General features: G+C 29.6%; 25 protein-coding genes. 16 read left to right on the top strand and 9 right to left on the bottom strand.

Annotated features, from left to right (window positions below; genetic code table 11):
* Nucleotides 1–236: 236 nt before the first annotated feature.
* Nucleotides 237–2,249 carry a methyl-accepting chemotaxis protein gene (locus tag BN2409_RS13880; RefSeq protein ID WP_053957209.1) on the top strand — a complete coding sequence of 671 codons (2,013 nt, stop codon included), beginning with the start codon at nt 237–239 and terminating at the stop codon, nt 2,247–2,249.
* Nucleotides 2,250–2,395: 146 nt separating this feature from the next.
* On the opposite strand, the gene lexA is transcribed toward BN2409_RS13880, so the two are convergent.
* Nucleotides 2,396–3,004: a transcriptional repressor LexA gene (lexA, locus tag BN2409_RS13875; RefSeq protein ID WP_053957208.1), complete on the bottom strand. Its 609-nt coding sequence runs from the start codon at nt 3,002–3,004 to the stop codon at nt 2,396–2,398.
* A gap of 147 nt (nt 3,005–3,151) precedes the next feature.
* Here lexA and yneA point away from each other — a divergent pair, with 147 nt between their 5' ends.
* On the top strand, nt 3,152–3,451 hold the full coding sequence (yneA, locus tag BN2409_RS13870) for a cell division suppressor protein YneA (protein WP_053957207.1): 300 nt from the start codon (nt 3,152–3,154) through the stop codon (nt 3,449–3,451).
* A 107-nt stretch (nt 3,452–3,558) separates the two neighbouring features.
* Here the strand turns inward: yneA and BN2409_RS13865 are convergent, their stop codons facing one another.
* Nucleotides 3,559–4,692, bottom strand: coding sequence for a tyrosine-type recombinase/integrase (locus BN2409_RS13865; protein WP_053957206.1), 1,134 nt, complete (start codon nt 4,690–4,692; stop codon nt 3,559–3,561).
* A gap of 183 nt (nt 4,693–4,875) precedes the next feature.
* Between BN2409_RS13865 and BN2409_RS13860 the strand changes: the two genes are divergently transcribed.
* Nucleotides 4,876–6,480, top strand: coding sequence for a peptide chain release factor 3 (locus BN2409_RS13860; RefSeq protein WP_053957205.1), 1,605 nt, complete (start codon nt 4,876–4,878; stop codon nt 6,478–6,480).
* 64 nt (nt 6,481–6,544) lie between these two features.
* Here the strand turns inward: BN2409_RS13860 and BN2409_RS13855 are convergent, their stop codons facing one another.
* Both BN2409_RS13855 and BN2409_RS13850 read right to left on the bottom strand, forming a co-directional pair.
* Nucleotides 6,545–7,918: an FAD-dependent oxidoreductase gene (locus BN2409_RS13855; protein WP_053957204.1), complete on the bottom strand. Its 1,374-nt coding sequence runs from the start codon at nt 7,916–7,918 to the stop codon at nt 6,545–6,547.
* A gap of 76 nt (nt 7,919–7,994) precedes the next feature.
* A complete protein-coding gene (locus BN2409_RS13850; RefSeq protein WP_053957203.1) occupies nt 7,995–8,279 on the bottom strand; it encodes an ArsR/SmtB family transcription factor in 285 nt (94 codons plus the stop codon).
* Between the two features lie 276 nt (nt 8,280–8,555).
* Between BN2409_RS13850 and BN2409_RS13845 the strand changes: the two genes are divergently transcribed.
* On the top strand, nt 8,556–9,944 hold the full coding sequence (locus BN2409_RS13845; protein ID WP_053957202.1) for an MATE family efflux transporter: 1,389 nt from the start codon (nt 8,556–8,558) through the stop codon (nt 9,942–9,944).
* Between the two features lie 60 nt (nt 9,945–10,004).
* Here BN2409_RS13845 and BN2409_RS13840 read toward each other — a convergent pair whose 3' ends face one another.
* Nucleotides 10,005–11,363 (bottom strand): MATE family efflux transporter, encoded by a 1,359-nt coding sequence (locus BN2409_RS13840; protein ID WP_053957201.1) that lies wholly within the window; start codon nt 11,361–11,363, stop codon nt 10,005–10,007.
* Nucleotides 11,364–11,450: 87 nt separating this feature from the next.
* On the opposite strand from BN2409_RS13840, the gene BN2409_RS13835 reads away from it, so the two are divergent.
* Nucleotides 11,451–12,260 carry a MerR family transcriptional regulator gene (locus tag BN2409_RS13835; RefSeq protein WP_053957200.1) on the top strand — a complete coding sequence of 270 codons (810 nt, stop codon included), beginning with the start codon at nt 11,451–11,453 and terminating at the stop codon, nt 12,258–12,260.
* 50 nt (nt 12,261–12,310) lie between these two features.
* Here the strand turns inward: BN2409_RS13835 and BN2409_RS13830 are convergent, their stop codons facing one another.
* A complete protein-coding gene (locus tag BN2409_RS13830) occupies nt 12,311–12,523 on the bottom strand; it encodes a hypothetical protein (protein WP_053957199.1) in 213 nt (70 codons plus the stop codon).
* A gap of 196 nt (nt 12,524–12,719) precedes the next feature.
* Between BN2409_RS13830 and BN2409_RS17680 the strand changes: the two genes are divergently transcribed.
* Nucleotides 12,720–12,851: a hypothetical protein gene (locus BN2409_RS17680; RefSeq protein WP_278320229.1), complete on the top strand. Its 132-nt coding sequence runs from the start codon at nt 12,720–12,722 to the stop codon at nt 12,849–12,851.
* Nucleotides 12,852–12,898: 47 nt separating this feature from the next.
* Here BN2409_RS17680 and BN2409_RS13825 read toward each other — a convergent pair whose 3' ends face one another.
* Nucleotides 12,899–14,164, bottom strand: a complete 1,266-nt coding sequence (locus BN2409_RS13825; protein WP_053957198.1) for a hypothetical protein — start codon at nt 14,162–14,164, stop codon at nt 12,899–12,901.
* 316 nt (nt 14,165–14,480) lie between these two features.
* Here BN2409_RS13825 and BN2409_RS13820 point away from each other — a divergent pair, with 316 nt between their 5' ends.
* From BN2409_RS13820 to BN2409_RS13775, 10 genes are all read left to right on the top strand, one after another.
* The gene (locus BN2409_RS13820; RefSeq protein ID WP_053957197.1) at nt 14,481–15,353 is read left to right on the top strand and encodes an STM4015 family protein; all 873 of its coding nucleotides are present in this window, start codon (nt 14,481–14,483) and stop codon (nt 15,351–15,353) included.
* 8 nt (nt 15,354–15,361) lie between these two features.
* A complete protein-coding gene (locus BN2409_RS13815) occupies nt 15,362–16,363 on the top strand; it encodes an STM4014 family protein (protein ID WP_053957196.1) in 1,002 nt (333 codons plus the stop codon).
* 17 nt (nt 16,364–16,380) lie between these two features.
* Complete coding sequence (locus BN2409_RS13810; RefSeq protein WP_242847968.1) at nt 16,381–17,256, top strand: STM4013/SEN3800 family hydrolase; 876 nt, start codon at nt 16,381–16,383, stop codon at nt 17,254–17,256.
* Nucleotides 17,249–18,553, top strand: coding sequence for an STM4012 family radical SAM protein (locus BN2409_RS13805; protein ID WP_053957195.1), 1,305 nt, complete (start codon nt 17,249–17,251; stop codon nt 18,551–18,553). The genes BN2409_RS13810 and BN2409_RS13805 overlap by 8 nt, the downstream gene beginning before the upstream one ends.
* A complete protein-coding gene (locus tag BN2409_RS13800) occupies nt 18,522–20,057 on the top strand; it encodes an STM4011 family radical SAM protein (protein ID WP_053957194.1) in 1,536 nt (511 codons plus the stop codon). Before BN2409_RS13805 ends, BN2409_RS13800 begins: the two co-directional genes overlap by 32 nt.
* Nucleotides 20,058–20,117: 60 nt before the next feature.
* On the top strand, nt 20,118–20,405 hold the full coding sequence (locus BN2409_RS13795) for a DUF5713 family protein (RefSeq protein ID WP_053957193.1): 288 nt from the start codon (nt 20,118–20,120) through the stop codon (nt 20,403–20,405).
* A gap of 302 nt (nt 20,406–20,707) precedes the next feature.
* Complete coding sequence (locus tag BN2409_RS13790; protein WP_053957192.1) at nt 20,708–21,154, top strand: GNAT family N-acetyltransferase; 447 nt, start codon at nt 20,708–20,710, stop codon at nt 21,152–21,154.
* A 237-nt stretch (nt 21,155–21,391) separates the two neighbouring features.
* Nucleotides 21,392–22,228 (top strand): MBL fold metallo-hydrolase, encoded by an 837-nt coding sequence (locus tag BN2409_RS13785; RefSeq protein ID WP_053957191.1) that lies wholly within the window; start codon nt 21,392–21,394, stop codon nt 22,226–22,228.
* Nucleotides 22,229–22,300: 72 nt separating this feature from the next.
* A complete protein-coding gene (locus tag BN2409_RS13780; protein WP_053957190.1) occupies nt 22,301–22,594 on the top strand; it encodes a stalk domain-containing protein in 294 nt (97 codons plus the stop codon).
* 280 nt (nt 22,595–22,874) lie between these two features.
* The gene (locus tag BN2409_RS13775) at nt 22,875–24,029 is read left to right on the top strand and encodes a DUF362 domain-containing protein (protein ID WP_053957189.1); all 1,155 of its coding nucleotides are present in this window, start codon (nt 22,875–22,877) and stop codon (nt 24,027–24,029) included.
* A 121-nt stretch (nt 24,030–24,150) separates the two neighbouring features.
* Here the strand turns inward: BN2409_RS13775 and BN2409_RS13770 are convergent, their stop codons facing one another.
* Together BN2409_RS13770 and BN2409_RS13765 are read right to left on the bottom strand one after the other, a co-directional pair.
* Nucleotides 24,151–24,375: a hypothetical protein gene (locus BN2409_RS13770; RefSeq protein WP_053957188.1), complete on the bottom strand. Its 225-nt coding sequence runs from the start codon at nt 24,373–24,375 to the stop codon at nt 24,151–24,153.
* A 150-nt stretch (nt 24,376–24,525) separates the two neighbouring features.
* A complete protein-coding gene (locus BN2409_RS13765) occupies nt 24,526–25,845 on the bottom strand; it encodes a YjiH family protein (RefSeq protein ID WP_053957187.1) in 1,320 nt (439 codons plus the stop codon).
* Nucleotides 25,846–25,858: the final 13 nt, after the last annotated feature.

Raw genomic sequence — 25,858 nt, 5'->3', positions numbered from 1 at the left:
TGTGGTTTGTAACATGATGCTAGACATTGGGCGACTTTTTTACTGGTCATTTTAGTTATTCAACAACCTGCTAATATATTAAAATCTAATATTTATAAGAGTTGCAATATTTTCTAATTATATATTGAAAGGAGGGATTGCTTGTTTAAGAACTATGTGACTCTTAACATATGAAATTTTTAATTACAAAAGTAGTATTGTATTTGATACTACCTTATAAACAATGGAGGTATATTATGAAATCTTTAAAAACTAGGTTAATTGCTATTTTTACTTGTGTCATATTTATTTTAAGTATAGGACTATCCTTTGTATGTATGAATATCTTTAGTAAAGAGTTAGTAAAAGATGCTCATGAAAATTTAAAGAAGATAGCACAAGCTAATGCAAAATATATAGAAACAGAAATTGAAGTAGACCTAAGATATGTAGATTCTTTAGCTCAAAATCCAATTATACAAGATAAAAATATTCCTTTAGAACAAAAGATAGCTTTTTGTACAGAAGAAGCGAAAAGAACAGGGTATCTTCGGTTTGGTTTGGCGGATGAAAATGGATCTAGTACGCTTTTAGAAGATATACCAACTATAGTAGATATAAGTAGTAGAGAATATTTTCAAAAAGCTTTAAAAGGAGAGCTGAATGCATCAGATTTGATTATTAGTAAAAAAATAAATAAGCCTGTGATGACTTATACAGCTCCTATTATTTTAAGTGATAATACCAAAGGAGTATTTTATGGAGTGAAAGAAGCCAATACATTAAGTAAAATAGCAAGCAAAATAACTTATGGAAAAACTGGCTATACAAGTATTATCAATAATGAAGGAATTGTTGTAGGAAATCAAAATATAGAATTAGTTATGAAACAAGATAATATTGTAGAAAATGCTAAAGAAAATCCAAAGCTTCATCAATTTAGTGAACTGATGAAAAATAAAATATTAAAAAGAGAAGCTGGTAGTGGAGATTATTTTTATGACGGAGCAGATAGAATTGTAGGATTTTCTCCAATAGAAGGAACTCCTTGGATTATTATAGTAAGCGTAGATGCTAAAGAAGTTCTAAAAGAAGTAAATCATCTTCAAAATATTTTAATGATATTAACAGCAATTGCAATTCTTATAGGAGCAGTAATTACTTATTTTGTAAGTGGAACGATTTCAAAACCAATTGTAGATATTACAAAAGTCATTAATAAGCAAGCTGATTTAGATTTTCAAACGGATGAAAGTTTTAAAAAATTTAATTATGAAAATAGAAAAGATGAAATAGGTAGTATGGTTCATTCACTAAAAAGAATGGAGGATGCTGTTAAAGATTTTATTGTAAAAACTACGGAATCTTCTAAGTATATAGCGTCCTCATCGGAAGAATTGACAGCGACTACAGAGCAATCAGCCATAGCCTCAGAGGAAGTGGCAAAGACGATAGAAGAAATCGCAAAAGGGGCTAGTGATCAGGCAAGGGATACAGAAATTTCTGCTCATCATGTAGATCAAATGAATGATTTAATTGAACAAGACATGAAGTGTTTAAAAGAATTGAATCAAGCAACTCAAGTGATTGAAAAAGAAAAAGAAGAAGGATTTTCAATATTAAGCATTCTTGTAGATCATACAGATCAAAATAATCAAGCAGCACAAAATATATATGATATTATTTTAAGAAATAATGAAAATGCTGAAAAAATTGAAACAGCTAGTGAAATGATTCAAAGTATAGCAGATCAAACCAATTTATTAGCTTTAAATGCAGCTATTGAAGCTGCTCGTGCTGGAGAAGCAGGAAGAGGCTTTGCAGTAGTAGCAGATGAAATCAGAAAACTAGCTGAAGATTCTAATCGTTTTACAGAAGAAATTAAATCTGTAATCGATGAGTTAAAGGAACAATCAAAAAATGCAGTAGAAGGAATGAATCAAGTAAAAAAAATTGCAGATCAACAAAAGCAAAGTGTAGGAGAAACGCAAGTGAAATTTGATTCCATTGCACAGGCTATTGAATCTGTTAAAGATGTAATTATTAAATTGAATACCTCAGCAGGGCACATGACAGAGAATAAAAATAAATTAGTTGATCTTATGCAAAATTTATCTGCTATAGCAGAGGAGAATGCAGCAGGAACACAAGAAGCCTCAGCTTCTATAGAGGAACAGTCTGCATCTATTGAAGAAATTGCAAATTCTAGTGAAGGGTTAGCAAAAATTGCAGAAGAACTAGAAGTGCTGATCAAACAGTTTAGAATTTAAATATTGAACTTATTTATAAATGATTTTAGATTTATAAAATATTAAAAAAAGAGAATAGGATGAAAAGTCAAATATTAAAGGGGGACTAAAATATTTGTTCATCTTATTCTCATATTCAAAGTATGTCCACATTATTTTTTTCTATACTATAATTTTCTAAATACTCCTTTTACGATTCCTAATATAGTTACATCTTTAGTAAGAATAGGAGACATAGAAGGATTTTCAGGCTGCAGTCTTATGCAGTCTTTTTCTTTAAAAAATCTTTTTACAGTGGCTTCGTCTTCTAAGAGTGCTACTACAATTTCTCCATTTTCAGCTGTACTTTTTTGTTTGACTAAGACATAATCTCCATCTAATATTCCTGCATTAATCATACTTGTTCCCCTTACGGTTAACATAAAATAATTATGGTGATCTAAAAATTCTGCAGGAACAGGGAATGCATCTTCAATATTTTGTACAGCTAAGATGGGCTCTCCAGCAGTAACTTTTCCAACGATAGGAATATCTACAGTTTCTTTTCTATGGATTCCATCTTCTTCTAATATTTCAATGGTTCTAGGTTTTGTAGGATCTCTTCTAATATATCCGTTTTTTTCAAGATTAGATAAATGACTATGGACAGTAGAAGTAGATTTTAAACCTACAGCTGCACAAATTTCTCTTACTGAAGGGGGATATCCTTTTGTACTTACAATAGTTTTTATATAATTCAATATTTTTTCTTGTTGTTTTGTTAAATTTTGCGCCATAAAAAGCACCTCACAATGTTTTTTTTTATTATAACATACAACACTATGAATATCAAACGTCTGTTCGGAAATTTTGTAAATAGTATTTACAAAGAACATTTGTTCTGTTACAATGATAAAAAAGAACTAGTGTTCGAGGTGATAGATATGAGAACAAAAAATTTTTATGTGCAAAATCCATTACATAGTATGATGATTATTATCATAGTGATTTTTCTAGTGTCTTTAGTTTTTATGATCACAGTAAAAGCAAATATAGAAAAGGAGGAAGACATAAGGTATGTAGAGGTTCATATAAAATATGGAGATACTTTATGGAATTTGGCAAAACAATTTACTCCTAAGAATAAAGATGTTCGAAAAACTCTTCATGAAATTAGTATTATAAATGAAATGAATTCTTTAGAAATTTATCCTGGCCAAATTATAAAAATACCAATAGAGTAGAATAAATTCCGAGTAGTATATCAATATAGAATAAATTTAAATATTTTTAATCATATAAAACACATAATTACATACTATATCATAAAAAATAGTCCTATTTAAAAGGACTATTTTTTATGATCATATTCTTCTAACCATTCAAATTGATCTACAATTTCACGTTTTACATTCTTTTTATGAGCAGCATACAATTGAGTAGTTGTTACATTATCATGATCTAATAGATTTTGTACATCATAGATCGAAAAGCCATTTTGAATCAAAGAAGTAGCAGCAGTAGCTCTTAATTTATGGGGACTATATCCATTTGAAGGAGTTGTTCCTAAAGCAATGGAAGTATATTTTTTTACTAATTGACGAATGGCTTTTTCAGTTATTCTTGTTTTTTGAAGAGATAAAAAAAGTGCATCTTTATATTCTTCTGAGATTTGATCATCAGAAGCTCTTTCAAGAGAAATATAATCCTTAATTACTTTTTCAACAGAATGATTCAAAGGCATATTTACTTCTTTTCCACGTTTTCTATAGATCTTAAAATCTCCTCGATTAAAATTAAAAGAAGAAATATTTAGTTGTTGTAATTCTTTAAGTCTGAGTCCATATGTAACAAATAAAATCAATATAGCTTTGTCCCGAAGCTTTGTTTTTTCCCAATAAATAAGTTCTTTTTCTGTAAGACCTACTCCTGATTCCACTACATCTAACATTTTTGCCACTTCATCAATTTCTAGCTTTTTAATAGCATCTGGCTGAGGTTTTGGAAGACGAATGGGGTTGAGTCCATCTGTAATATTTTCTTTTATCATTTCATCCCTAAACAAATATTTGAATAATACAGTCAAAGAAGATTTCTTTCTTGCTAGGGCCCTATTATGATTTTCCATAATCGTAGGAGTTCCATTTTCTTCAATTGTATATCTTGTACAATAATCTCCTATAAATCTATTGATATCTCTTGCTTTAATATTATTAAAGTCATCTTGAGAGATTTCTTCTGTTTCTGAAGCTTTTGTAAGATTAGTTTCTAATATAAGGTATTTACAGAAAAAGAGGATATCTTGTAAATAAGCATGTCTAGTAGATAGTGCAACACCATTTTTAAGATAAATAAAAAAATCCTTCATAAAGTTAGGAAGTTTTTTTTCTATCTCTATACATTTTTCAATCAGTTGATTTTCTTTTTGAACAATATTATCAGGTCGATCTGATTTATTATGGACTTTTAGTATTTGTTTTGTCATGATCAGCACTCCTAAAATATAGTATTTCTATGACTATTTTAGCATAAATACAAAAAAGAAGGCAATTATTAATAAGATAGAAATATAATGATAGAGGATTGCTAAAAATAATAAAAATTGACATAAAACAAATAAAAAGATAAAATTTAAGAGTTAAAAATTTACTTAAAGAGGAATGAAAACATGGACAATAAACAATTCATAGATGAAGTGAAAAGAAGAAGAACTTTTGCAATTATATCCCATCCTGATGCTGGGAAAACTACTTTAACTGAAAAATTCTTATTATATGGTGGAGCGATCAGAACAGCAGGAACTGTAAAATCAAGAAAATCTCAAAAACATGCAGTTTCTGACTGGATGGAAATTGAGAAACAAAGAGGAATTTCTGTTACATCTAGTGTTCTCCAATTTAACTATGATGGATATTATATCAATATATTAGATACTCCAGGACATCAAGATTTTAGTGAAGATACTTATAGAACACTTATGGCAGCAGATAGTTCTGTCATGGTAGTAGATTCTGCAAAAGGGATTGAGGATCAAACAAAAAAATTATTTAAAGTTTGTAAAATGAGAGGAATTCCGATTTTTACTTTCATTAACAAATTAGATAGACAAGGAAGAGATCCATTTGAATTATTAGAAGATATTGAAACCAATCTAGGGATAAAATCTTATCCAGCCAATTGGCCTATAGGATCAGGAAGAAATTTTAAGGGTGTTTATAATAGATTTAAAAAACAAGTAGAAATTTTTTCAGAAGGAGATCGTGGACAGTCTATATCAGAGTTACAAACTATATCTTTAGATGATCCAAAGTTACCTACCATTTTAGGTGATGATTTATACGAACAATTGATGGAGGAATTAGAACTCATTGATATTGCAGGAGATGAGTTTAACTTGGATGAGATCTTGAAAGGGGATTTAACTCCTGTATTTTTTGGAAGTGCAATCACTAATTTTGGAGTGGAACCATTTTTAAAAGCTTTCTTGAATATGACAAGACCTCCTAGTCCTAGAAATAGCAATAAAGGACTTATTTCACCAGAAGAACAAAACTTTTCAGGATTTATTTTTAAAATTCAAGCCAATATGAATCCTACACATCGTGATCGTATTGCATTTTTGAGAATTTGTTCAGGAAAGTTTGAAAAGGGAATGGCTGTAAATCATGTGCAAGGAAATAAAAAAATCAAATTAGCACAACCACAACAATTTCTAGCACAAGATAGAGTGATTGTAGAATCAGCATTTCCAGGAGATATTATAGGAATTCATGACCCAGGGATTTTTAAAATAGGAGATACGGTGTGTGAAGATAAATTAAATGTAGAATATGAAGGTATTCCTATGTTTTCTCCAGAACATTTTGCAAAGGTGTATATTAAAAATGCTTTAAAGAGAAAGCAATTTGTAAAAGGGATCACACAATTAGCTGAAGAGGGTACGATACAAGTATTCAAAAGAGCAGACATAGGGATGGAAGAACTGATTATTGGTGTTGTAGGAGTACTACAATTTGAAGTGTTAGAATATAGATTAAAAAATGAATATGGTGTAGATCTTATTAGAGAAAATTTATCTTATCGTTATGCAAGATGGATTAAAGGTGAAGATGTAAAAGATAAAAAGTTTTCTCTTCCAATGGATACGCTTTTAGTATTTGATGAAGATGAAAATCCAGTTGTTTTATTCAACAATGAATGGGTTATTCAAACATTTGAAGATAGAAATAAGGATGTTCAATTAGAGTCCAGTATGATTAGTATAAGAAAGTAATAATACAAATTTAGAAGAAAACAAAAACTACTCCTTCAAAATGAAAAAGGAGTAGTTTTTATGTTTATATTTGAAAGTCTTCATTTAAGTATTTACAATTTTTAGAAAAGGCATCCATAGATGCTGCATTAATAGGATAAGCAATAGGTGATGCTGAAATCAAAGGATGTGTTGCTACTTGGAAAGTAGTTAGTTCAGACATTGTAAGTTCTTTTTGTATAGCCAGACTTATAATATTGATCATTTCACCGACTGAGTCTCCTCCTGAAATCTGAGCTCCTAAAATGATTCCTGAGGATTTCGAAAAAATTAGTTTGATGTTTATTTTTTGTGTATTTGGTAAAGAACCAGGGTGTTTGTCAAAAGTAGAAAAGTTTCCTACCACTAAACTAAATCCTTCTTCTTTGGCTTTTGATTCTGTCATTCCTGCTGCAGCATAAGTTCTACCAAAAATTTGAGTGGAAAATGCACTAATTGTCCCTTTGTTTTGTCTAATTAATCTTAATTCAAAAGCGTTATAACCAGCTATTTTTGCTTCAGTGGCAGCAGTAGAAGCCAAGAGTACTGGTATGTCTTTTCCTGTAAAGAAACATTTTTTATCTGCACAGTCTCCAACGGCAAATATATTTGGATCAGAAGTTTTAGTATATTGATCCACTAAAATGGCACCTTTTTCATTTAATTGAATTCCAGCGTCTTTAGCTAGTTTTGTATTTGGTTTTACACCCATGGATAATATGACTAAATCGGTTTTGATTTTTTCTCCACTATCTAATTGAACTTCCTCTACTTTACCATTACCTAATATTTTTTCTACTTTAGTATTTGTTTTTATTGTAATGCCATTTTCTTTTAGTACTCCTTCAATTTCATCTGTAAAGGATTTATCAAAAGCCTGCCATAAACATGCATCGGCTACTTCAATTAATGTTATATTTTTATCTAGATTTCTCATTTGTTCAGCAAATTCTACACCTATAAATCCTCCACCTACAATCACAATATCTTGGGCATTTTGTGTTTTTTCTAATATATTTTTTAAGTAAGATTGATTTTTTAAAATGGTGTAAACATTTTCTAAATCATGTCCGGGGATAAATGTTGGAATAACAGGAGTAGAGCCTGTAGCAATAATTAATTTTTTATATTGAATATATTCATCATTCTGTGTTTGAACTACCTGGTTTTCTCTATCAATTTTGATTACTTCATCAATGATCAAATCAATGTCATTGTTGGTTACCATTCCATCAGGAATCATATTTTTATTTGTATCTTTTAATGTTCCAAAAATATATGGGATGCCACAAGGTACCATTACTGTTGGGGTATTGCGGATTATAGTAATTTTAATATCTCCATAAGCCTTCCTAGCACTATTGGCACTTAATATTCCTCCTGCACTTCCACCTATAACTAATAAATCAGTTTTTTTCATATACATTCCCCTTTCATTTTTAGTATATATTTTAATATTCATATATTCGGATATTACGATATTATGAATAAAAAAATTAAAATAATGCTTGAAGAATTTTTTTCACTTCGTCATTTTTAATAGAATATAAGATTTCTGTACCTTTTCTTTCTCCAACAATAATATCTGCAGCTTTTAAAGTGGATATATGTTGAGATATAGTGGATTGTGGTTTATCTAAACAATTTTGCATATGAGTTACATTTATCGGTCCATTATGGTAGAGATTTAGCACGATACAAAGTCTAACAGGGTGTGCTAGTGCTTTTAGTATTTTTGATTTTTTTTCAAAAATTTCAGGATTTGTTTTATAAGTATGCATGGAAAATTCTCCTCTGCTGATTCAATATATTTTATCTTATTATCTATATATTATAATATACGGATATAAGATTTGCAATAAATTTTGATCGATTGAGATCTTCATAATTTAATTTGTCAAAAACAAAAGAACATGATATATTATCAAGTGGTTCCAAATTGTAGAACCTATAAAAATCAAAGCCTAGCATTATAATAAAAATTAAAAAATGAATATGTAAAATATGGAGGGAGGAATGTCTAAGCTTTTCTAGGCTTTCATTAGGCAAAAAAGAATATGCAAAACAAAATATCTACAACAGAAATGATGGAGAAAGAAAGTATATCAAAGGTGCTTTTAAAGTTATCTGTACCTGCAATTATAGCTATGTTAATTAATGCTATTTATAACATAGTAGATACTATGTTTGTAGGTATGCTAAACAATACGAGTGCTATTGCTGCTGTATCTATAGTATACCCACTATTTATGTTTATTGGAGCGATAGGGGTTATGTTTGGTGCAGGAGGTGCTTCTTATCTATCAAGATTGTTAGGAGAAAAGAAAAGAGAAGAAGCTGATAGAACACTAACATCTACTATAATCATTGGGTGTATATTCAGCTTAATTTTTACTGTGATTTCTATTATATTTTTAGATGAATTTTTACTTATGTACGGGGCAACTAAAACCATAATGCCTTATGCTAAAGCATATGGTTATACAATAGTCATGGGATCTATTTTTACCATTGGAACAGGAATCATGAGCAATACTATTCGAGCAGAAGGAAATTCAAAATATAGTATGCTTGCTACCTGTGTAGGAGGTATTATCAATATAATACTAGATCCTATATTTATGTTTCAACTTGGTATGGGTATAAAAGGTGCAGCAGTTGCTACAGTCATATCACAGTTTATATCTTGTATTTTTCTTTTAAGATATTATTATTCTAAGAAAAGCTATATAAAGTTAGGATTTAGATTTTTCAAACCAACCTTTCATATGTTTTTTGAAATACTCAAAATAGGTATTCCTATTTTTGTAACTCAAGTATTGGCAAGCTTTGCTTTAGGTTTTATGAATCTAGGAGCAAAACCTTATGGAGATGCAGCCGTAGCTGCTATGGGTATTGTCTTTAGAGTTATGTCTATAGGATTTTATATAGTATTTGGAATTGGGCAAGGATTTCAGCCTGTTGCAGGATATAGTTATGGAGCTAAAAATTTTACTAGATTAAAAGAAGCCGTCAAAATATCTATTCAGTGGAGTACTATAGCTGCTAGTGGTATATCTATTTTATTTATAGTTTTTGCAAGAGGATGTATGATTGTATTTACAAAAGATCAAGAAGTTATAGATATAGGAATAAAAGCGTTTAGAGCAGCAAGTTTATTATTCCCACTATTTGGATATGTCAATACTTATGCCGTATTGTATCAGGCTTTAGGAAAGGCTGTAGGAGCATTTATATTGTCAATTTCTAGGCAGGGAATCTTTTATATACCTTTAATGTATGTATTACCAAAGCTTATGGGATTAGAAGGAGTAATATTTTGTCAGACTGCAGCAGATGCATTGGCATTTATAGAAACTTTTATTATGGCTATTTGGTTAAATAAAAATTTAAAACAAGAAATTTTTTCAGAATCTAATTTAGGTTTTAAAAAGGAAGCTGCATAACTAAAGTGTAGTATAAATATTTAAAAAATACCTCTCTATCTTTCGATAGAGAGGTATTTTTTAGTTTTCTGCTAATTTAGATAATCGTGATTTTTTAAATTCTCCTCTGTGATCTAAATATAAGTAAATGGCAATACCTAATGTTAAAGCTTCATATACAAATGGGGCAATCCATATGCCTAAGTCTTGGAGCACCATTGGTAGTAAGAATAATGTTAATGTAATTAATAGGTACCCTCTCAAAATGGAAATAATTGTGGCTTTTTGTATTAACTTTAAAGCAGTAAAATATCCTGACAAAATAATTGGGAATCCACAAATTAAAAATCCAATACTAAAAATTTTAAGTCCATATACAGAAATTTTAAATTCAGTAACATCAGAAGGATTAATAAAGAAAGATACCAATTGATCTGTAAGAAATTGAGAAGATACAAAGAATATTAGTGCAAAAACAATAGCTGTTTTTAAAGCCAAATGTAATAATGTTTGAATATTTTTATATTCACCCTTTCCGTCATAATAACTAATTAATGGCTGAATTCCTTGATTAATTCCAATCATAGTCATCAATACAAGATTGTTGATGTACATAATTACTCCAAAACCTGAGATACCAGAAGGACCAATATGCTTTAATATGAAAAAATTAAAAATAAAAGTAGTAAATCCCGCGGATAATTCTGTAAGGGATTCAGGAAAGCCGATAATAATAATTCTTTTAAGGTAATGCCAATTCATCTTTATTTTAACAAATTTTAAATTGGATTTTCCTCTTATAAAATGTACTAAAAATGCAATACAAGAAATAAATTGAGAAAGTCCAGTGGCAACGGCTGCACCTTTTATTCCATAGTCAAATAGGATGACGAATATATAATCTAAGAAAATATTAATAAACGCAGCTAATACAACAAAAATAATAGCATATACTGGAAAACCATCTGCTTTTACCAATACCTCTAATGAATAAGCAACCATAAAAAAGGTACTAAATGCAATAATGATCATAAGATAATCTTTTACAAATGGCAAAGTTTCTGGTGTAGCTCCTAAAAATATAGAAATAGGATGAATAAACAGTATAGAAAAAATAGTGATGAGTACACCTAAAACACTTAGAAAAATAGTATTTAAAGTAAAAATCTCATTACTAATGTGTTTTTGATGTTTTCCAAAGTAAAAAGTAATTAAAGTAGATGCTCCTACTGATATCAAAAGTGATAATGCAAATATGCTGTTGATAAAGGGCATAGATAAATTTACTGCGGCTAAGGCCGTAGGTCCTACCCCTTTACCTACAAACATACCGTCAACCATAGTGTAGATAGAAAAAAACCACATGGCGCTAACGGATGGAATAAGATACTTAAAAAATTGTTTTGTCAAACTAGTCTGGTCAGTTGTAATGTCTTGCATAAAAATTCTCCTTTTCAAAAATTTAATAATTGTCTTGATTATTAGTATAAACCTTAGTACAATACTAATGTCAAGAGGGGGTTGAAAATGAAAAAAGAATATAGTATAGGTCAGATCTGTAAACTATATAATTTAGGACCAGATTCGTTGAGATATTATGAAAAAAAAGGATTAATTTCACCTAAGAGAAAAAAAAATGGTTATAGAGTCTATACACTTGATGATATTTGGAGATTAAATGTAATCAAGGATTTAAGAAAGCTTGATTTTTCAACTTATCAAATCAAAGAATACTTAGAAAAGAGAACTATTGACACTACCATTGAACTGATGAAAAAGGAAATGGAACTCATTGAAAAAGAGATTGAGCCTCTTAGAGATTTAAAAGAAAATATAGAAAAAAAATTAATTGTATTAAATGAGTTTGCTAAAATTGAAAAATTTGAAGAGGTAGTAGTAAAAAAAATAGGTCGTAGAAAGATTCTTTTTACAGAAGGGCCTATGTCCAAAGATGAAGAAGTAGATTTGGCTTTTAGAAAGCTAGAGGGTACAGATGATGAAAAATTATTTTTATTTGCGAATAAGGATATGGGTGTTTTAATTTCAGAAGAAGGAACAAAAAAAGGCAATTATAGTTTATATCAAAAGGCTTTCTTTTTTGTAGATGAAAAAGATAAAGATTATAATATGGTAATTCCAGAAGGTGATTTTGCAACTTTAACTTATAGAGGATCTTATAAGAGAAGTCAAAAATTATTTGAGAAAGTCATGGATTTTATCAAAGAAAACGGTTATAGGGTCAATGGTTATTCTATGGAAATTTATAGGCTAGATATACATGGAACTGCCGTTGAAGAAGAGTTTATTACAGAAATACAAATACCCATCATTAAATAGAACGTTAAGAATTATTCTTATCTTCAAATTTTATATCTCATGACAATGAACTACCAAGGAATATTGTCTATATCATCACCACGCAAAATGGGAAGTAATTTAGACTTTGTTTTTTCAGGTACTTCTTTTAATTTTAAATTGTCGATTTTTAAAATATTTAAAGTATCTATTTTAAGTTTAAAAGCCAGTTCTTGAGCGGTATGCCCTTGATTCTTTCTTAATTCTTTAATAGTTTTATTTCTATTTTTAAACTTGAAAAACACATTCAAACACTCCTATTTTAAATAATATATAATACCCAATTTCATTATAATATAATTTTGAACCCATGTATCTTAAAATATAATGTACATGGGTCTATTTTATCAAAAATATTTTGATTCTGTAAAAGTATTGAAGTGTATATCAAATAAATATATAATAAAGAAAATTAATTTTGAAAATATTGGAGGAAAATTTATGACAAGTTCAAAAAAATATTTCTATGATTATGAGGACTATGAAGATGATGAGAAATTATTTTTATTTGCAAATAAGGATATGGGTGTTTTAATTTCAGAAGAAGGACTAAAGAGAGGTAATATTAAATGAGGTTTTCTTTGTTCAATAGGTGCTGGTAGTAGTAAACATTTATAGGGTTAGTGGCTATGCTCGATATAAATATCAAGATTGGTGTTTCCAAAAATTTTATCTACTACTTGATCGATTTTAAATGATTCCCATCCTGTGAATGTTTGCTGCGTAATATTGCCTTCTTGTATATAATCATAAGGTTTGGATAATTGATATGAAAGTCTTAAACTTGTTCCTTCTTCCTCTGAAAGTATACACAATATTTTATAAGTTGCTGAATTTTTCCCTGCTTCAATCATTACCTCATCTTCTACTAAATGGGACCAATGAGGTACAAAAAATTCATAGACTGATATTTTTACTTCTAAGCCTTCTTTAGGAGCTACTTCTCCATCAGGAAGTATAATTTTTCCCTTAATATATTTTGAAACTCCTTTATGAAAGTTTATTTGATAATTGGGATCCATATTGTCGTCTTGATAATATTTAGAAAAGTCAGGACTTTCAATATAATAAGGTGTATCCTTCTTAAAATAAGTATAGTCTGTACAACTTGAAGGGTGATAAGATGTTTTATTTAATTTAGCATCATAAAAATTTGTTTGTTCATCTGACGATATACCTATTCCAGATGCATTAGGATATATTGTGAGAAAATAATATCCGTCTTCTTTTGGGATAAATTTAAATATGAATTTTTTTGTATTCTTTTGAATAGGAAATTTTGTAAACTTTCCATTGTCTACAATAATCATTTTATTTTTAACTTGTGTTGTTTCTTTATCCTTGTTGATTTGTGTTATATTTTCTATATTATATTCATATAAAGTTCCTAATACATTTGCTTTTTTCCATTTCAAATTTTCAACTTTTTTTAAATCTTTCAAGGAAACTAAAGAGTAACCACCTATATTGTAAGCTTTTATTGGTTTTTCATCTACATAGATTTTTATATCTGAATAAAGTACTGCTCCTTTGTACTTTTTATGATGGATATCTTTTTCATATTCTTCAAAGCCTTTCACTTTTTTGCTTACAAATTTTGTGATTCTTTTTTTGGGATCCCAATGCATATCATATCCACAATATACCAAATCTTCTATGCATATGGATAATTCTTCATTTACTATATAGGTAGGTAATACTGCCATAAAAGAATAAATTTCATTATCTATCTTATTTTCTTTTACGAGGATGATCTCTTCATCTCTCTTCTCAAAAGTACTCATTATGTCTCCAATTTTGTATGTTTTATTGGATTGTGCTTGTACAGATAGCCCCATTCCTATAAAAAAGCTACAAATTACAACTATGAAAAAAACTTTTTTCATAAAGTCTCCCTCATTTCTATTTTTAATTATTTACTTTATTACAATAATTTTACATTATGTTCTTTTCAAATACAAGGGACAGTTTCTCTGAGGATTTTTCATAATCAATATCATGCAATAAACTTACTGATGAATAAATATCCACATCTTGATTGTATTTTTTGCATATCCAATTATTTTAGCTGAAATATTTTAAAATATAATGTACATGGGTCTATTTTATCAAAAATATTTTGATTCTGTAAAAGTATTGAAGTGTATATCAAATAAATATATAATAAAGAAAATTAATTTTGAAAATATTGGAGGAAAATTTATGACAAGTTCAAAAAAATATTTCTATGATTATGAGGACTATGAAGATGGTGATAAAGATGCTAGTACTTTAATAGAAGAAATTTTAGAGGATGAAGATTTAGAAGATATTAAAGAATTAATCATTGGATGCTGGGGAGAGGTTTATGACGAGTCAGCACAACAAGTCATAGATGGTATAGTAGAAAACAAAGAAAAATTTCAACATATAGAATCTTTGTTTGTAGGTGATATGAGTTATGAAGAATGTGAAGTATCATGGATTATCCAGGGAAATTATAATAGTTTACTAAAAGCCCTTCCAAATCTAAAAAAATTGACTATAAAGGGAAGTAGTGAATTACAATTAGGTGAGCTTTCACATGAAAATTTAGAAGATTTAGAAATTATTTGTGGTGGATTGCCTCAAAATGTATTAAAGGAAATAGCTACATGTCATTTACCTAACATTAAAAAATTAAACTTGTATTTAGGTGTAGAAAATTATGGATTTGATGGAGACATCAAAGATATTCAAGAAATTGTAAAAAATCCATATTTACAAAAACTAGAATATTTAGGACTTGGAAATAGTGAAATACAAGATCAAGTGGTAGAAGCTGTTTTAAATAGTTCTATTATTAAAAATTTAAAAGTCTTAGATTTTTCAAATGGAACTTTATCTGATAAAGGAGCACAAATACTATTAGATCATGCAGATGAATTAAGTCATTTAGAACTCCTAGATTTACATTATCATTATATTAGTGATGACTACATAACAAAATTAAAAAAATTACCAATCAATATGGATTTAAGCGAACAAAATGAATGTGATTACTATGAATATAAGGGTGAAACTTATATGGAAATGTATCCGATGCTAACGGAGTAGGGGATATTATGAAAATACATCTTATTGGGCTAAAAGATACCAAAAGATATACTTACTTTTTAAAAGCTTGTAATACTATGGAAGCCAATCTAGAATTTTGGGATATTCATTCTAGCTTGGCCCCTTTTATAAAAGCTTATAGTTTAGAAGATGTGGTAAAGATTGATCCTCCACATTATAAAACAAGTAATGTAAACGAATTGAATAGTTTAGTTCAAAACTATAAAAGTCAATTAGATTTATTAGCATCTATCGATTCTTTAAAGTTTATGAATACACCACAAGCTATTTGGAATACGTTAGATAAAAAAACATGTAAAGAGATTTTGGAGAGGTCAAATATTCCTACTACTCCTAGAATACCTAAAGAATTTATAAGCTTAGAAGAATTGAAACAATATATGCTAGATCATAAAATATACAATGTATTTATTAAACCTAGATTTGGTTCAGGAGCAGCGGGAGTGATGGCTTATCGGCTACGGCCTAAATGGGGGGAGGAAATCCTTCAGACTTGTCTTACAAAAGTAGAAGAACATTATAATAATACAAAAAAAATTCGAAAAATTAAAGATAAAACTATCATCAAGGAACTGATTGATTTTATCCTGTCACAAGATGCTATTGTAGAAAGATGGATTCCAAAACCTAAAGTAGGAGATATAGTCTATGATTTAAGGGCTGTTTATCAGTTTGGAAAGCTTGATTATCTTTTAGCCAGAGGGGCTAAAGATTTAGCGATTACCAATTTACATCTTAATAATCATGCATTAGAATTAAAGGCATTAAACTTAAGTGATGAAAATTTATCAGATATGGAATCTATTTGTAAGGAGGCAATCTCTAAAATACCAGGACTTCATAGTGTGGGTATTGATCTGATCCTTAGTATAAAAAATAAAAAGCCTATGATTATTGAAATGAATGGTCAAGGAGATTTGCTGTACAAAGACATTTATAATGACAATAACATCTATAAAAATCAAGTGCAATATTTAAAAAACATATGAAATAAAGGATGATTAAAGTGACCAAAATAAGTAATGAAGTACCTAAAAAAGTAATTGGTGATCCCAAAAGAGCCCAATATACAGTAAACATGAATGAAATTGTTGGAAGTCATGATATCTTATTTGTTTGTCTTGATACATTAAGGTATGATGTGGCTTATGACCAGCAGGAAAAGGGAAATACACCTGTTCTCAATCAATATGGCAAGTGGATTAAATGTCATGCCCCAGGTAATTATACGTTTCCATCTCATGTAGCTATGTTTGCAGGAGCATTACCTACTCGTGCAGAGCCAATTCCTCTATTTGAAAGAGAAAAACTCTTTATGCCCAAAGATTTTTCAGCTAGTCTTAAAACGAATCCAAATGCTTTCTTATTTGAAGGGGCTAGTTTTGTAGAAGGGTTAGCCAATATAGGATATGAAACCATCTGTATTGGTGGAGTAGGTTTTTTCAACAAAAGAACTCCAATGAACTCTGTATTGCCAAATTTGTTTCAAAAAAGTTATTGGCATCCTTCTTTTAGCTGTCATATGCCCAAAAGTTTTGAAAACCAACTAGACTTTATAGAGAAGAAATTAATGAAATATGATGCTGATCAGAGGATTTTTATGTATGTAAACATTGACAGCATACATTATCCAAACAGTTTTTATTTAGAGGGGGCAAAGGAAGATAATATAGAAACTCATGGAGCAGCTCTGCGTTATGTAGATTCTCATTTGGGTAGATTGTTTAATATGTTTAAAAAGAGAGGGAAAACATTTGTTATAGCTTGCTCGGATCACGGTAGTTGCTATGGAGAAGATGGATACCACTTTCATTGTCTATCTCATGAGATTGTATACACAGTTCCTTATAAACATTTTTTCTTAGAGGAAGATAATGAATAATATTTATAAGCAATATATGTACAGTTATCCTCATAAAACTGCTTATGAGTATATAAAGAAATTGAATCTATCAGAATACAATTTTAACCTTAAAAATCAAAACATAGGACTATATTATCATATTCCATTTTGTGACAGCAAATGTGGGTATTGCAATCTATTTTCAATACCTTCAAAAAATGAGGATAGAATAGAGCAATATATAGAAGCTATCCTAAGACATAGCCAACAATTAAAGCAAACTTTAGATTTATCAGAAATCCATTTTGATTCTTTGGTTTTTGGTGGTGGGACTCCATTGATTTTAAGTATCAAACAGCTAGATAAGCTTTTTGAATTAGGGGTTAAGAGCTATGGAATCAAATTAAAAGAAGATTTTATTGGTATTGAAACTTCTCCTAACCAGACAACAACTGAAAAATTAAGTTATTTAAAACAAATGGAAATGAATCGCATTAGCATTGGTGTTCAGTCTTTTGTACAAAAGGAACTAGATATCCTTGAGCGTCATCATAGTGCTGTGATGGCAGAAAAGGCATTGAATTTTATTAAAAATGAAAAATTTCCTATTTTAAATATAGATTTGATTTACGGCATACCAGGACAAACCATTAAAACTTTACTTTATTCAGCTGAAAAAGCTCTACAATATAAACCAGAAGAAATATTTGTCTATCCCTTATATCAACAAACTAACACTAGAATCTATGGAAAATTCCATATAGATAGAAGACTTCAATATGAGCTCTATCAAGAGATTACATTATATTTAAAGGCCAATGGCTATCACCAAATTTCTATGAGAAGATTTGTAAAACAAAAGCCAGATCATGAAAAGAGTTGTGGTTTTGAAAATATGATTGCCCTAGGCTGTGGGGGTAGAACTTATTTAGATCATTTGCATTATTGTGAGCCCTATACAGCAGAATCAAAAGCTTGTATAAAATCTTTGGATAACTATATAAAAAAAGAGGACTTTTTTGAAAATTTATCTATATATGAGTTATCTAAAGAGGAAAGGCAAAGACGCTATGTAATTAAAAATCTTTTGCACTATAGGGGAATTCATAAAAGTGAATATGAAGAGTTATTTGGTACTCACCTTATTAAAGATTATCCTATGATTTTAGAATTTTGTAAAAAGGGATGGATCATACAAGACAAAGATTGTATTCATCTTACTCAAGACGGAATGGGATTATCCGATTATATAGGGCCTATGTTTATGTCTAGTGAAGTTATGGAGAAAATGGAGACATACTATCATGATAGAAAATGCAAAACATCTATATTATAGAGGCGTATTATCCTCTTGCAATTATACTTGTTATTATTGTCCTTTTGCCAAGAAAAAAGCTTCATCAGTGGAGATTGAAAGAGATCAAAAAGCACTTATGCGTTTTTGCAAAACTATAGAAAATATATTATTCAAAGAAAGAATCTCTATATTTTTTACTCCCTATGGAGAAGCCATGACTCATCCATATTATACGAAAGCTATGATTCAATTGGCTAAGCTTGAAAAAGTACGCTATATTAGTATTCAAACAAATTTAAGCTTTGATGTGAATGAATTTTTAGATGCTATTGAAAGATCAGGAGTAAAAAAAGAAAAAATAAAATTGTGGGGAAGTTATCATCCTACAATGGTTCGTGCTGAAGAGTTTGCTAAAAAGGCGAATCAATTATCTTTACAAATAGATATCTGTGTGGGTATGGTTGCACTATCGAAAAGGGCACAAGAAATTAGGGAGCTAAAAAAATATCTATCCCCTGATATTTATCTTTGGCTCAATGGTCAAGCAAAGCACAAAATTCACTATAGCTTAGAAGATCTATCTGAGTTCAAAGAGATTGATCCTTTTTTTCCTTTTGAGATGAATACGCGTACTTCTTTTGAGACATGCCGATCAGGTAGTCAGAGTTATTTTATAGAGGCAAATGGAGATATTTTACCATGTCATATGAACAAACGCCCTATTGGTGATTTTTATAGTTTAGAAAAAAATTTGAAGCCTTTTGAATGTCATAGAAAACTATGTGATTGTTATTTGGCGTATTCAAATATTAAAGATATTCGTATGATAAGATTTTTTGGAAACACATTACCTGTTCGTATACCACAAAAAAGAAAATACAAAGCTATTTTTTTTGATGTAGATGGGACACTGACAGACTCTAATGGAAAGATATCCTCTAGTACAGAGAAAGTATTAAAATACCTTCATGGTAAAGTAAAGCTCTATTTTGTTACAGCTTTACCTATAGAAAAGGTTAGAAAAAAATGCAAAAGTATTTGGCATCTTTTTCAAGGGGGTATCTTTTCGAATGGTACACACGTAGTAGACTTTCAACTAGAAAAAGATGAATTCCAGATGATTCCAGATAAAACTTTAGAGAAAATACCAGAAAAAATCTTAAAATGTAACAAACTTTTTTTTGATCGAAAACCTTCTGGTGAAACTCTTAGAGTAATACTGCCCAAAAAGTGGGCTACTTTATGGACAGAAGAAACTAAAACCTATTGGGTATTTGATGGAATCAAAGCTTATAGACAGAGTATAGATGCTAGCAAAACTAAAGGGGTAGATATGATTAGACAGTGGAAATTATTTAAAAAGGAAGAACTGTTAGTGGTAGGTAATAGCCATAACGATATTCCACTTTTTAGAGACTATCCTTATTCAGTAGCAGTTTTAAATGCATCAACTTCTGTGAGAAAAGAAGCCTATTATCAGCTAAACATAGATCATTTGCCTTATATTATTAGTTTAGAAATTGTAAAAGGAGAGAGAACGTGAACAAAAATTATGAATATCTAGTAGATATGTATAAAGACCCTTATTATCCAACATTTAGATATGTATAAAGACCCTTATTATCCAACATTTTTAGTAGATAAAATTAAAGTGCTAATTCAAGAAGTAGAACAATTTATAGAAAAAGGAAATAAATCATTAGAAGAAATTCAAGAAAAACTAGATGATATGACTTTAGGGATCAATGCATTAGAAGAAGAGTTTGACGAAAATAATAGTGAAATAGAAACTTGTGCAAGAGAAACTATTGCAGATACAGTCTACAATATGCTTCAATATTATAAAATAGGTATTGATATAGAAACAGCAATAAGAGAAAGATCTTGGTAATCAAAAAGGTGTCAAAAAAATGTTATTTCATATATAGAAATTTAAACACCGATATATACAGAAAAAATTTTGCATATATCGGTGTTTTGGTAATATATGTCTTAACATGGTAAATGTGCGCTTTGCGGTTATTACCCCGAATTGCAAAATATTTCATATTGCTATGATATAAAATCATCTTGTATAAAAGTACATATTATCGAACCGTGGTTCACCAATACTACCCTTGAAAGTATAAAAAACGAACTTTCGGTGGCGGTAATCAATCTTTAGATGAAAGATATAAACTAGGAGGTTTCATAATGAATATTAAACTTAGAATTGCAAAAGAATCCGATATAGAATGGATAAATGAAACATATAGAAAAATTGGTTTCAAGGAATCTGAATTCTCAAATGAAAAAATTGTTGTTGCTGAGTCAAATATTGGGATTGCTGGGCTGGGAAGATTACAAGAAATTGATTTCGAAAGTTCTGAATTAGGAGGAATATATGTCTTAGAAGACTACAGAGGTAAAGGTATAGCGACAAAAATAGTTTCCGAATTGGTAAGTATTTCAAATGAGTACAAATATGTTTATTGCATACCGTTTGAACACTTAGAGCATTTTTATAAAAGTTTCGGCTTTGAAGATATTAATGATAGAGAAAGTGTACCAGAAAAGATTGTTAAAAAACATAGGTGGTGCAATGAGTATTATGAAGAAAAAACTTTACTCTTAGTGAAAATGAATAAGTCCTTTACCTAACAGCGTGTTCCCAACAACAAGTATTATAATGATCTATCACCCATTGGTAAAATATTATCAATAGGATTGGCTATCACTGTAATAGCAAGAATGCCATATATAATAGGGAAGTAAGACGGTAGCTGTCATAGAGTGCAAACTCATTTACATTGAAAGGACGCAGGGTCGATGTTTATCTATTTGGGTATATTTAGTATAATCCCAGTATACGTAATAACATATTAAGGAGTGTTTATTATGATGAAACAATATTTTGATATAAAAAAAGTTATGGATGGAATATATCATATTAATGATCCTATTAATGATTCTGCTACGGTTTATAGCACATTAATTGTAGGTAACGAAAAGGCACTATTACTTGATACAGGTTATGGTATAGGAAATTTAAAACAATTAGTTAATTCTATTACGAATTTACCAATTCTAGTTGTAAATAGTCATGGACATATTGATCATGTAAGTGGTAATTATCAATTTAATGAAGTCTATATTCATAAAGAAGATATTCAGGTGAAAAAGAAATATCTGATAGCAGACGTAAAAAATTATATTATAGAGTATTTCAAACAACAAAATTTGATATTTCCTGAGTTTTTTTTGAAAGAAGAGTATGTAAACAGAAACGATAATGCAGTTTTAATTCCTGTAGAAGAAGGATATGTGTTTGATTTGGGTGGGAGAGAACTTGAAGTAATTCATTTACCTGGTCATACCAATGGATCTATTGCACTTTTAGATAGAAGAAATAAAGTATTATTTAGTGGAGATTCAATATCATCACATGTACTGATGTTTCTTGAAGAAAGTACATCAATTAGCACTTATATTAAAAGTCTAAAAAAGTTAAATCAATTAGATTTTGATAAAATTATTGCTTCTCATTTTATTGAACCATATAATAAAGACATAATTAACAAATTAATTAACTGTGCCAGTCATATAGACATTTCTAAAAGCACCACTTACTCTAATCCAATGATTCCAATAGAAGGTCTAATGTATGCTGAAGGTGGAGAACCCTTTGTGAGTCCAGATTTTGTTTCTATTGTTTATGCAAAAGATAAATTATAAAATTGAATTGTAACATTCTTAAATTATGAAGCAACCATTTTAAAAGCAAGCTCATCTAATGATCCTGTTGTTATGGTCCCATTTAAAAGGGTATCAGAATATGTAGAATGTAATTTTCTATTTGATAAAAGCAATAAAATGATTACCTTATTAAAAGATGAAAATAAAGTACAAATATTCTTGCCAGAAAAAAAGATCATCGATAATACTGTAGATTTTAATATGAATAACACAAGTAATATAGAAACTGATGTTAAAGATGATGTGATTTTTATAGAGTTTAATGTTTTAACACATTTTTTAGATGGTATATATTATTATTGGAAAACTCCTTCTAATAAAATAAACTCTTATATCAGCTTTTAAAAAGGCTTTACAGAGTAATGCAAAGCATTTTTAAGCTTGAATTGTATGTTTTATTTTGTACGTTAGTAAACAAGATAAAAACATATGGATTGCAGTAATTCCTCTAGTACATGTAGCAACTACTTTCCTCATATTAATAATGAGTTAGTATAGATATACAGAGAGGAAGTATTGTTGCATATAGAGTAGTTTTTATCTAGTGATTAGAGATTTTTTCCATTATAATAGAAGAAAAGACGTTAATTTTTCTTAAAATAACATATTATAGCAGGAGAGAAGAATGAAAAAAGAAACGGTATCTTTAGTAGAATGTAGAGAGTATGAGTATGAGCTTGTAAAAAAGTCAATTATAGAAAGCTTTCATCATCTTGGAGGAATAGAAAAATATATAGATAAAGGAGATAGAGTTTTATTAAAGCTCAATCTTTTAATGAAAAAGAAACCTGAGGATGCTACAACAACGCACCCTATATTTGCGAAAGCATTAGCGAAAGTACTGATAGATTATGGAGCAGAAGTTATTATTGGAGACAGTCCAGGAGGACCTTTTAATACTAGAGTGCTAAAGGGTGTGTATAGAGCTTGTGGAATAGAAGAAATATCTAATGAAGTGAGCGTTCAGTTAAATTACAATACAAATACAGTAAATATAAAAAATGAAGATGGATTTATTTTGAAAAATATCACTACAATAGAAGTTCTAAAAGAAGTAGATAAAGTAATATCTGTATCAAAATTAAAAACTCATGGAATGATGATGTTTACAGGTGCAGTTAAAAATATGTTTGGAATGGTAGCAGGTCTTGAAAAAGCTGAATATCATGTACGAATGCCTAATAATAAAGATTTTTCAAATGCTTTAGTAGATATATGTTTAGTAGCAAAGCCTATACTGTCTTTTATGGATGGAATTGTAGGAATGGAAGGGGAGGGACCAAGTGGAGGAGATCCTAGAAAAATAGGAGTGGTGATTGCTTCAACAAGTCCATATCATTTGGATGTGGTAGCAACTTCTATTATCGGATTGTCTCCTGCAAGAGTACCCACTATTCAAAGATGTATAGAAAGAAAATTATGTAAAGGAAATTTTGATGATATAGAGCTTAAAGGAGATGAACTAGATCAATTTATAATCAATGACTTTGTTGTTCCAGAAATAAGAAGCTTGGATTTATTAGAGGGTAAATTACCCAAATTCTTAAGAGATATATTGAACGAGTTATTACAACCCAAACCAGTATTTACACATGAAGTATGTGTTGGATGTGGTGATTGCGCAAAGAATTGTCCACCACAAGTTATTCAAATGGTCAATAATAAACCCGTTATAAGTTTGGATGATTGTATAAGATGTTTTTGTTGTCAGGAATTATGTCCTGTAAGGGCAGTAAATATTCATAGACCAATACTTATGAAATTATTATCAAAATTATAATACTTAAGTTTATCAGTAGTTTTTTGCTATGATTTAAATAGTTGAATCTATATTTTTGTAGAACATGAAGAAGGAGTGTTTCAAAACACTCCGTTTTAGTGTATTTAGTATTACGATGAAATTAGTAAGTCCATGCTGGACTATAACAAGGTGGAAATGGATGGATATCCTGGATAGAGTTAAAGGGATAATGCTTTGTTGCGAATTGAGAATGATATAAATACTCAAGTAAGTATATTTCTCCGTTAGAAACGCTGCAAAGTATACCTGAAACACCTTGACCATTAATGAGAGAAACACCTACTGGCTGGTTTATCAAAAACGGAAGTTTTGTCTGCCAAGGCATAAAGAACCACCTCCTATAATAGTTTATTTAAAGCATCATAAAATGTTACTATTATGAGAGTATTTCTTATTTGTAAAATGATGGTAATTACTTTAGGTAACTGGGATCTCAAACGTATTGAATTATTATATTAAGAAAAACATATGCTAACTAGATAATAAATAAGTGAACAAAGGGTGTTGCCAAAAGTAATGATAAAATAATTCTTTCTATCCATATAATCATAAGATCTTTCATATTAATTTTAATCTCTGTTGATAAAATACAGGGGATAGAAGCGGAGAAAAACAGGATTTCAGAAACACAAACTATAGCGATAACTCCTTGAACAGATAACGAAGCAGAAGCAACTATGCTAGCAGGAAGAAACATTTCAGCAAGGCTTATTGCACAACCTTTAGCAACCAAGGTAGCTTCAGCTCCAAAACCTAAAAGCATGGTAAATGGAAGGAAGATATATCCTATCATATCAAATACAGGGGTAAATTCAGCCAGTACAAGGCCAAAAAATCCAATGGACATAAGTGTTGGGCCTATAGAAAGAGCAAGACCTATCCCATCTTTAAAATTTTTTATAATTCCTTCTATTATTCCAGGAGCCATTTCACAAGCTTTAAGGCCTTCTTTTAAAGCAGTAGAAAACAACTTTCCTTTTTCAGCTATGGGTTCGGGTATAATTTTCTGATTATTATAACCCTTATCCGATTTTTTTGACAAAGGATAAATTCTGGTAGTTATTGCTGTTACAATAAAAGTTATCATAAGAGTACCCCAAAAATATGCATTCCATTTGCCCATTAATCCTAATGTTTTAGCTACAACAACCATGAAGGTTGCAGAAACTGTAGAAAAGCCAGTTGCTATAATACATGCTTCTTTGATAGAATAATATCCTTCTTTGTGTACTCTATTGGTAATAAGTAGTCCTACAGAATAACTTCCTACAAAAGATGCTACTGCATCGACGGCTGAGCGGCCTGGAGTTTTCCATACAGGACGCATAATAGGTCGCATAAAAACTCCAACAAATTCCATAAAACCATAATTCATTAAAAATGCTAAAAACACTGCTCCCACAGGAACTAGCATTGTCACTGGAATAACTACCTTATTAAAAACAAATGGCAGCATTCCTGGAGTTTGTATTGTCTTTGGTCCTAGTTTAAATATTGCTGTAAAATATACAAAGATCCCCAACACTTTAAAAATTGAAAAAATCATAGTAACGATATCTTTATTCCAGGTTTTTTTATTAAATGGTAATATTGCTCCTACAATAATTATGATTCCAGTATAAACTATCCCAAAGTAAGGAATTTGGCGAATAAAGGTTACAATATGGTCAATGGGTATGGAAGTGGTTTTACCAATAGTTATTGGAATGAAAAACATAAAGATTCCTAAAAGGTTTAAGAAAATAAATCTAGTCATGGTTTTAGATTTTTTAGATTTTTTTATTTTCTCTGTCATATTTGATCCTCCT

This window comes from Inediibacterium massiliense, from assembly GCF_001282725.1.
Classification (GTDB): domain Bacteria; phylum Bacillota; class Clostridia; order Peptostreptococcales; family Thermotaleaceae; genus Anaerophilus; species Anaerophilus massiliensis.
This window is presented reverse-complemented; position numbering and strand designations above follow the sequence as displayed.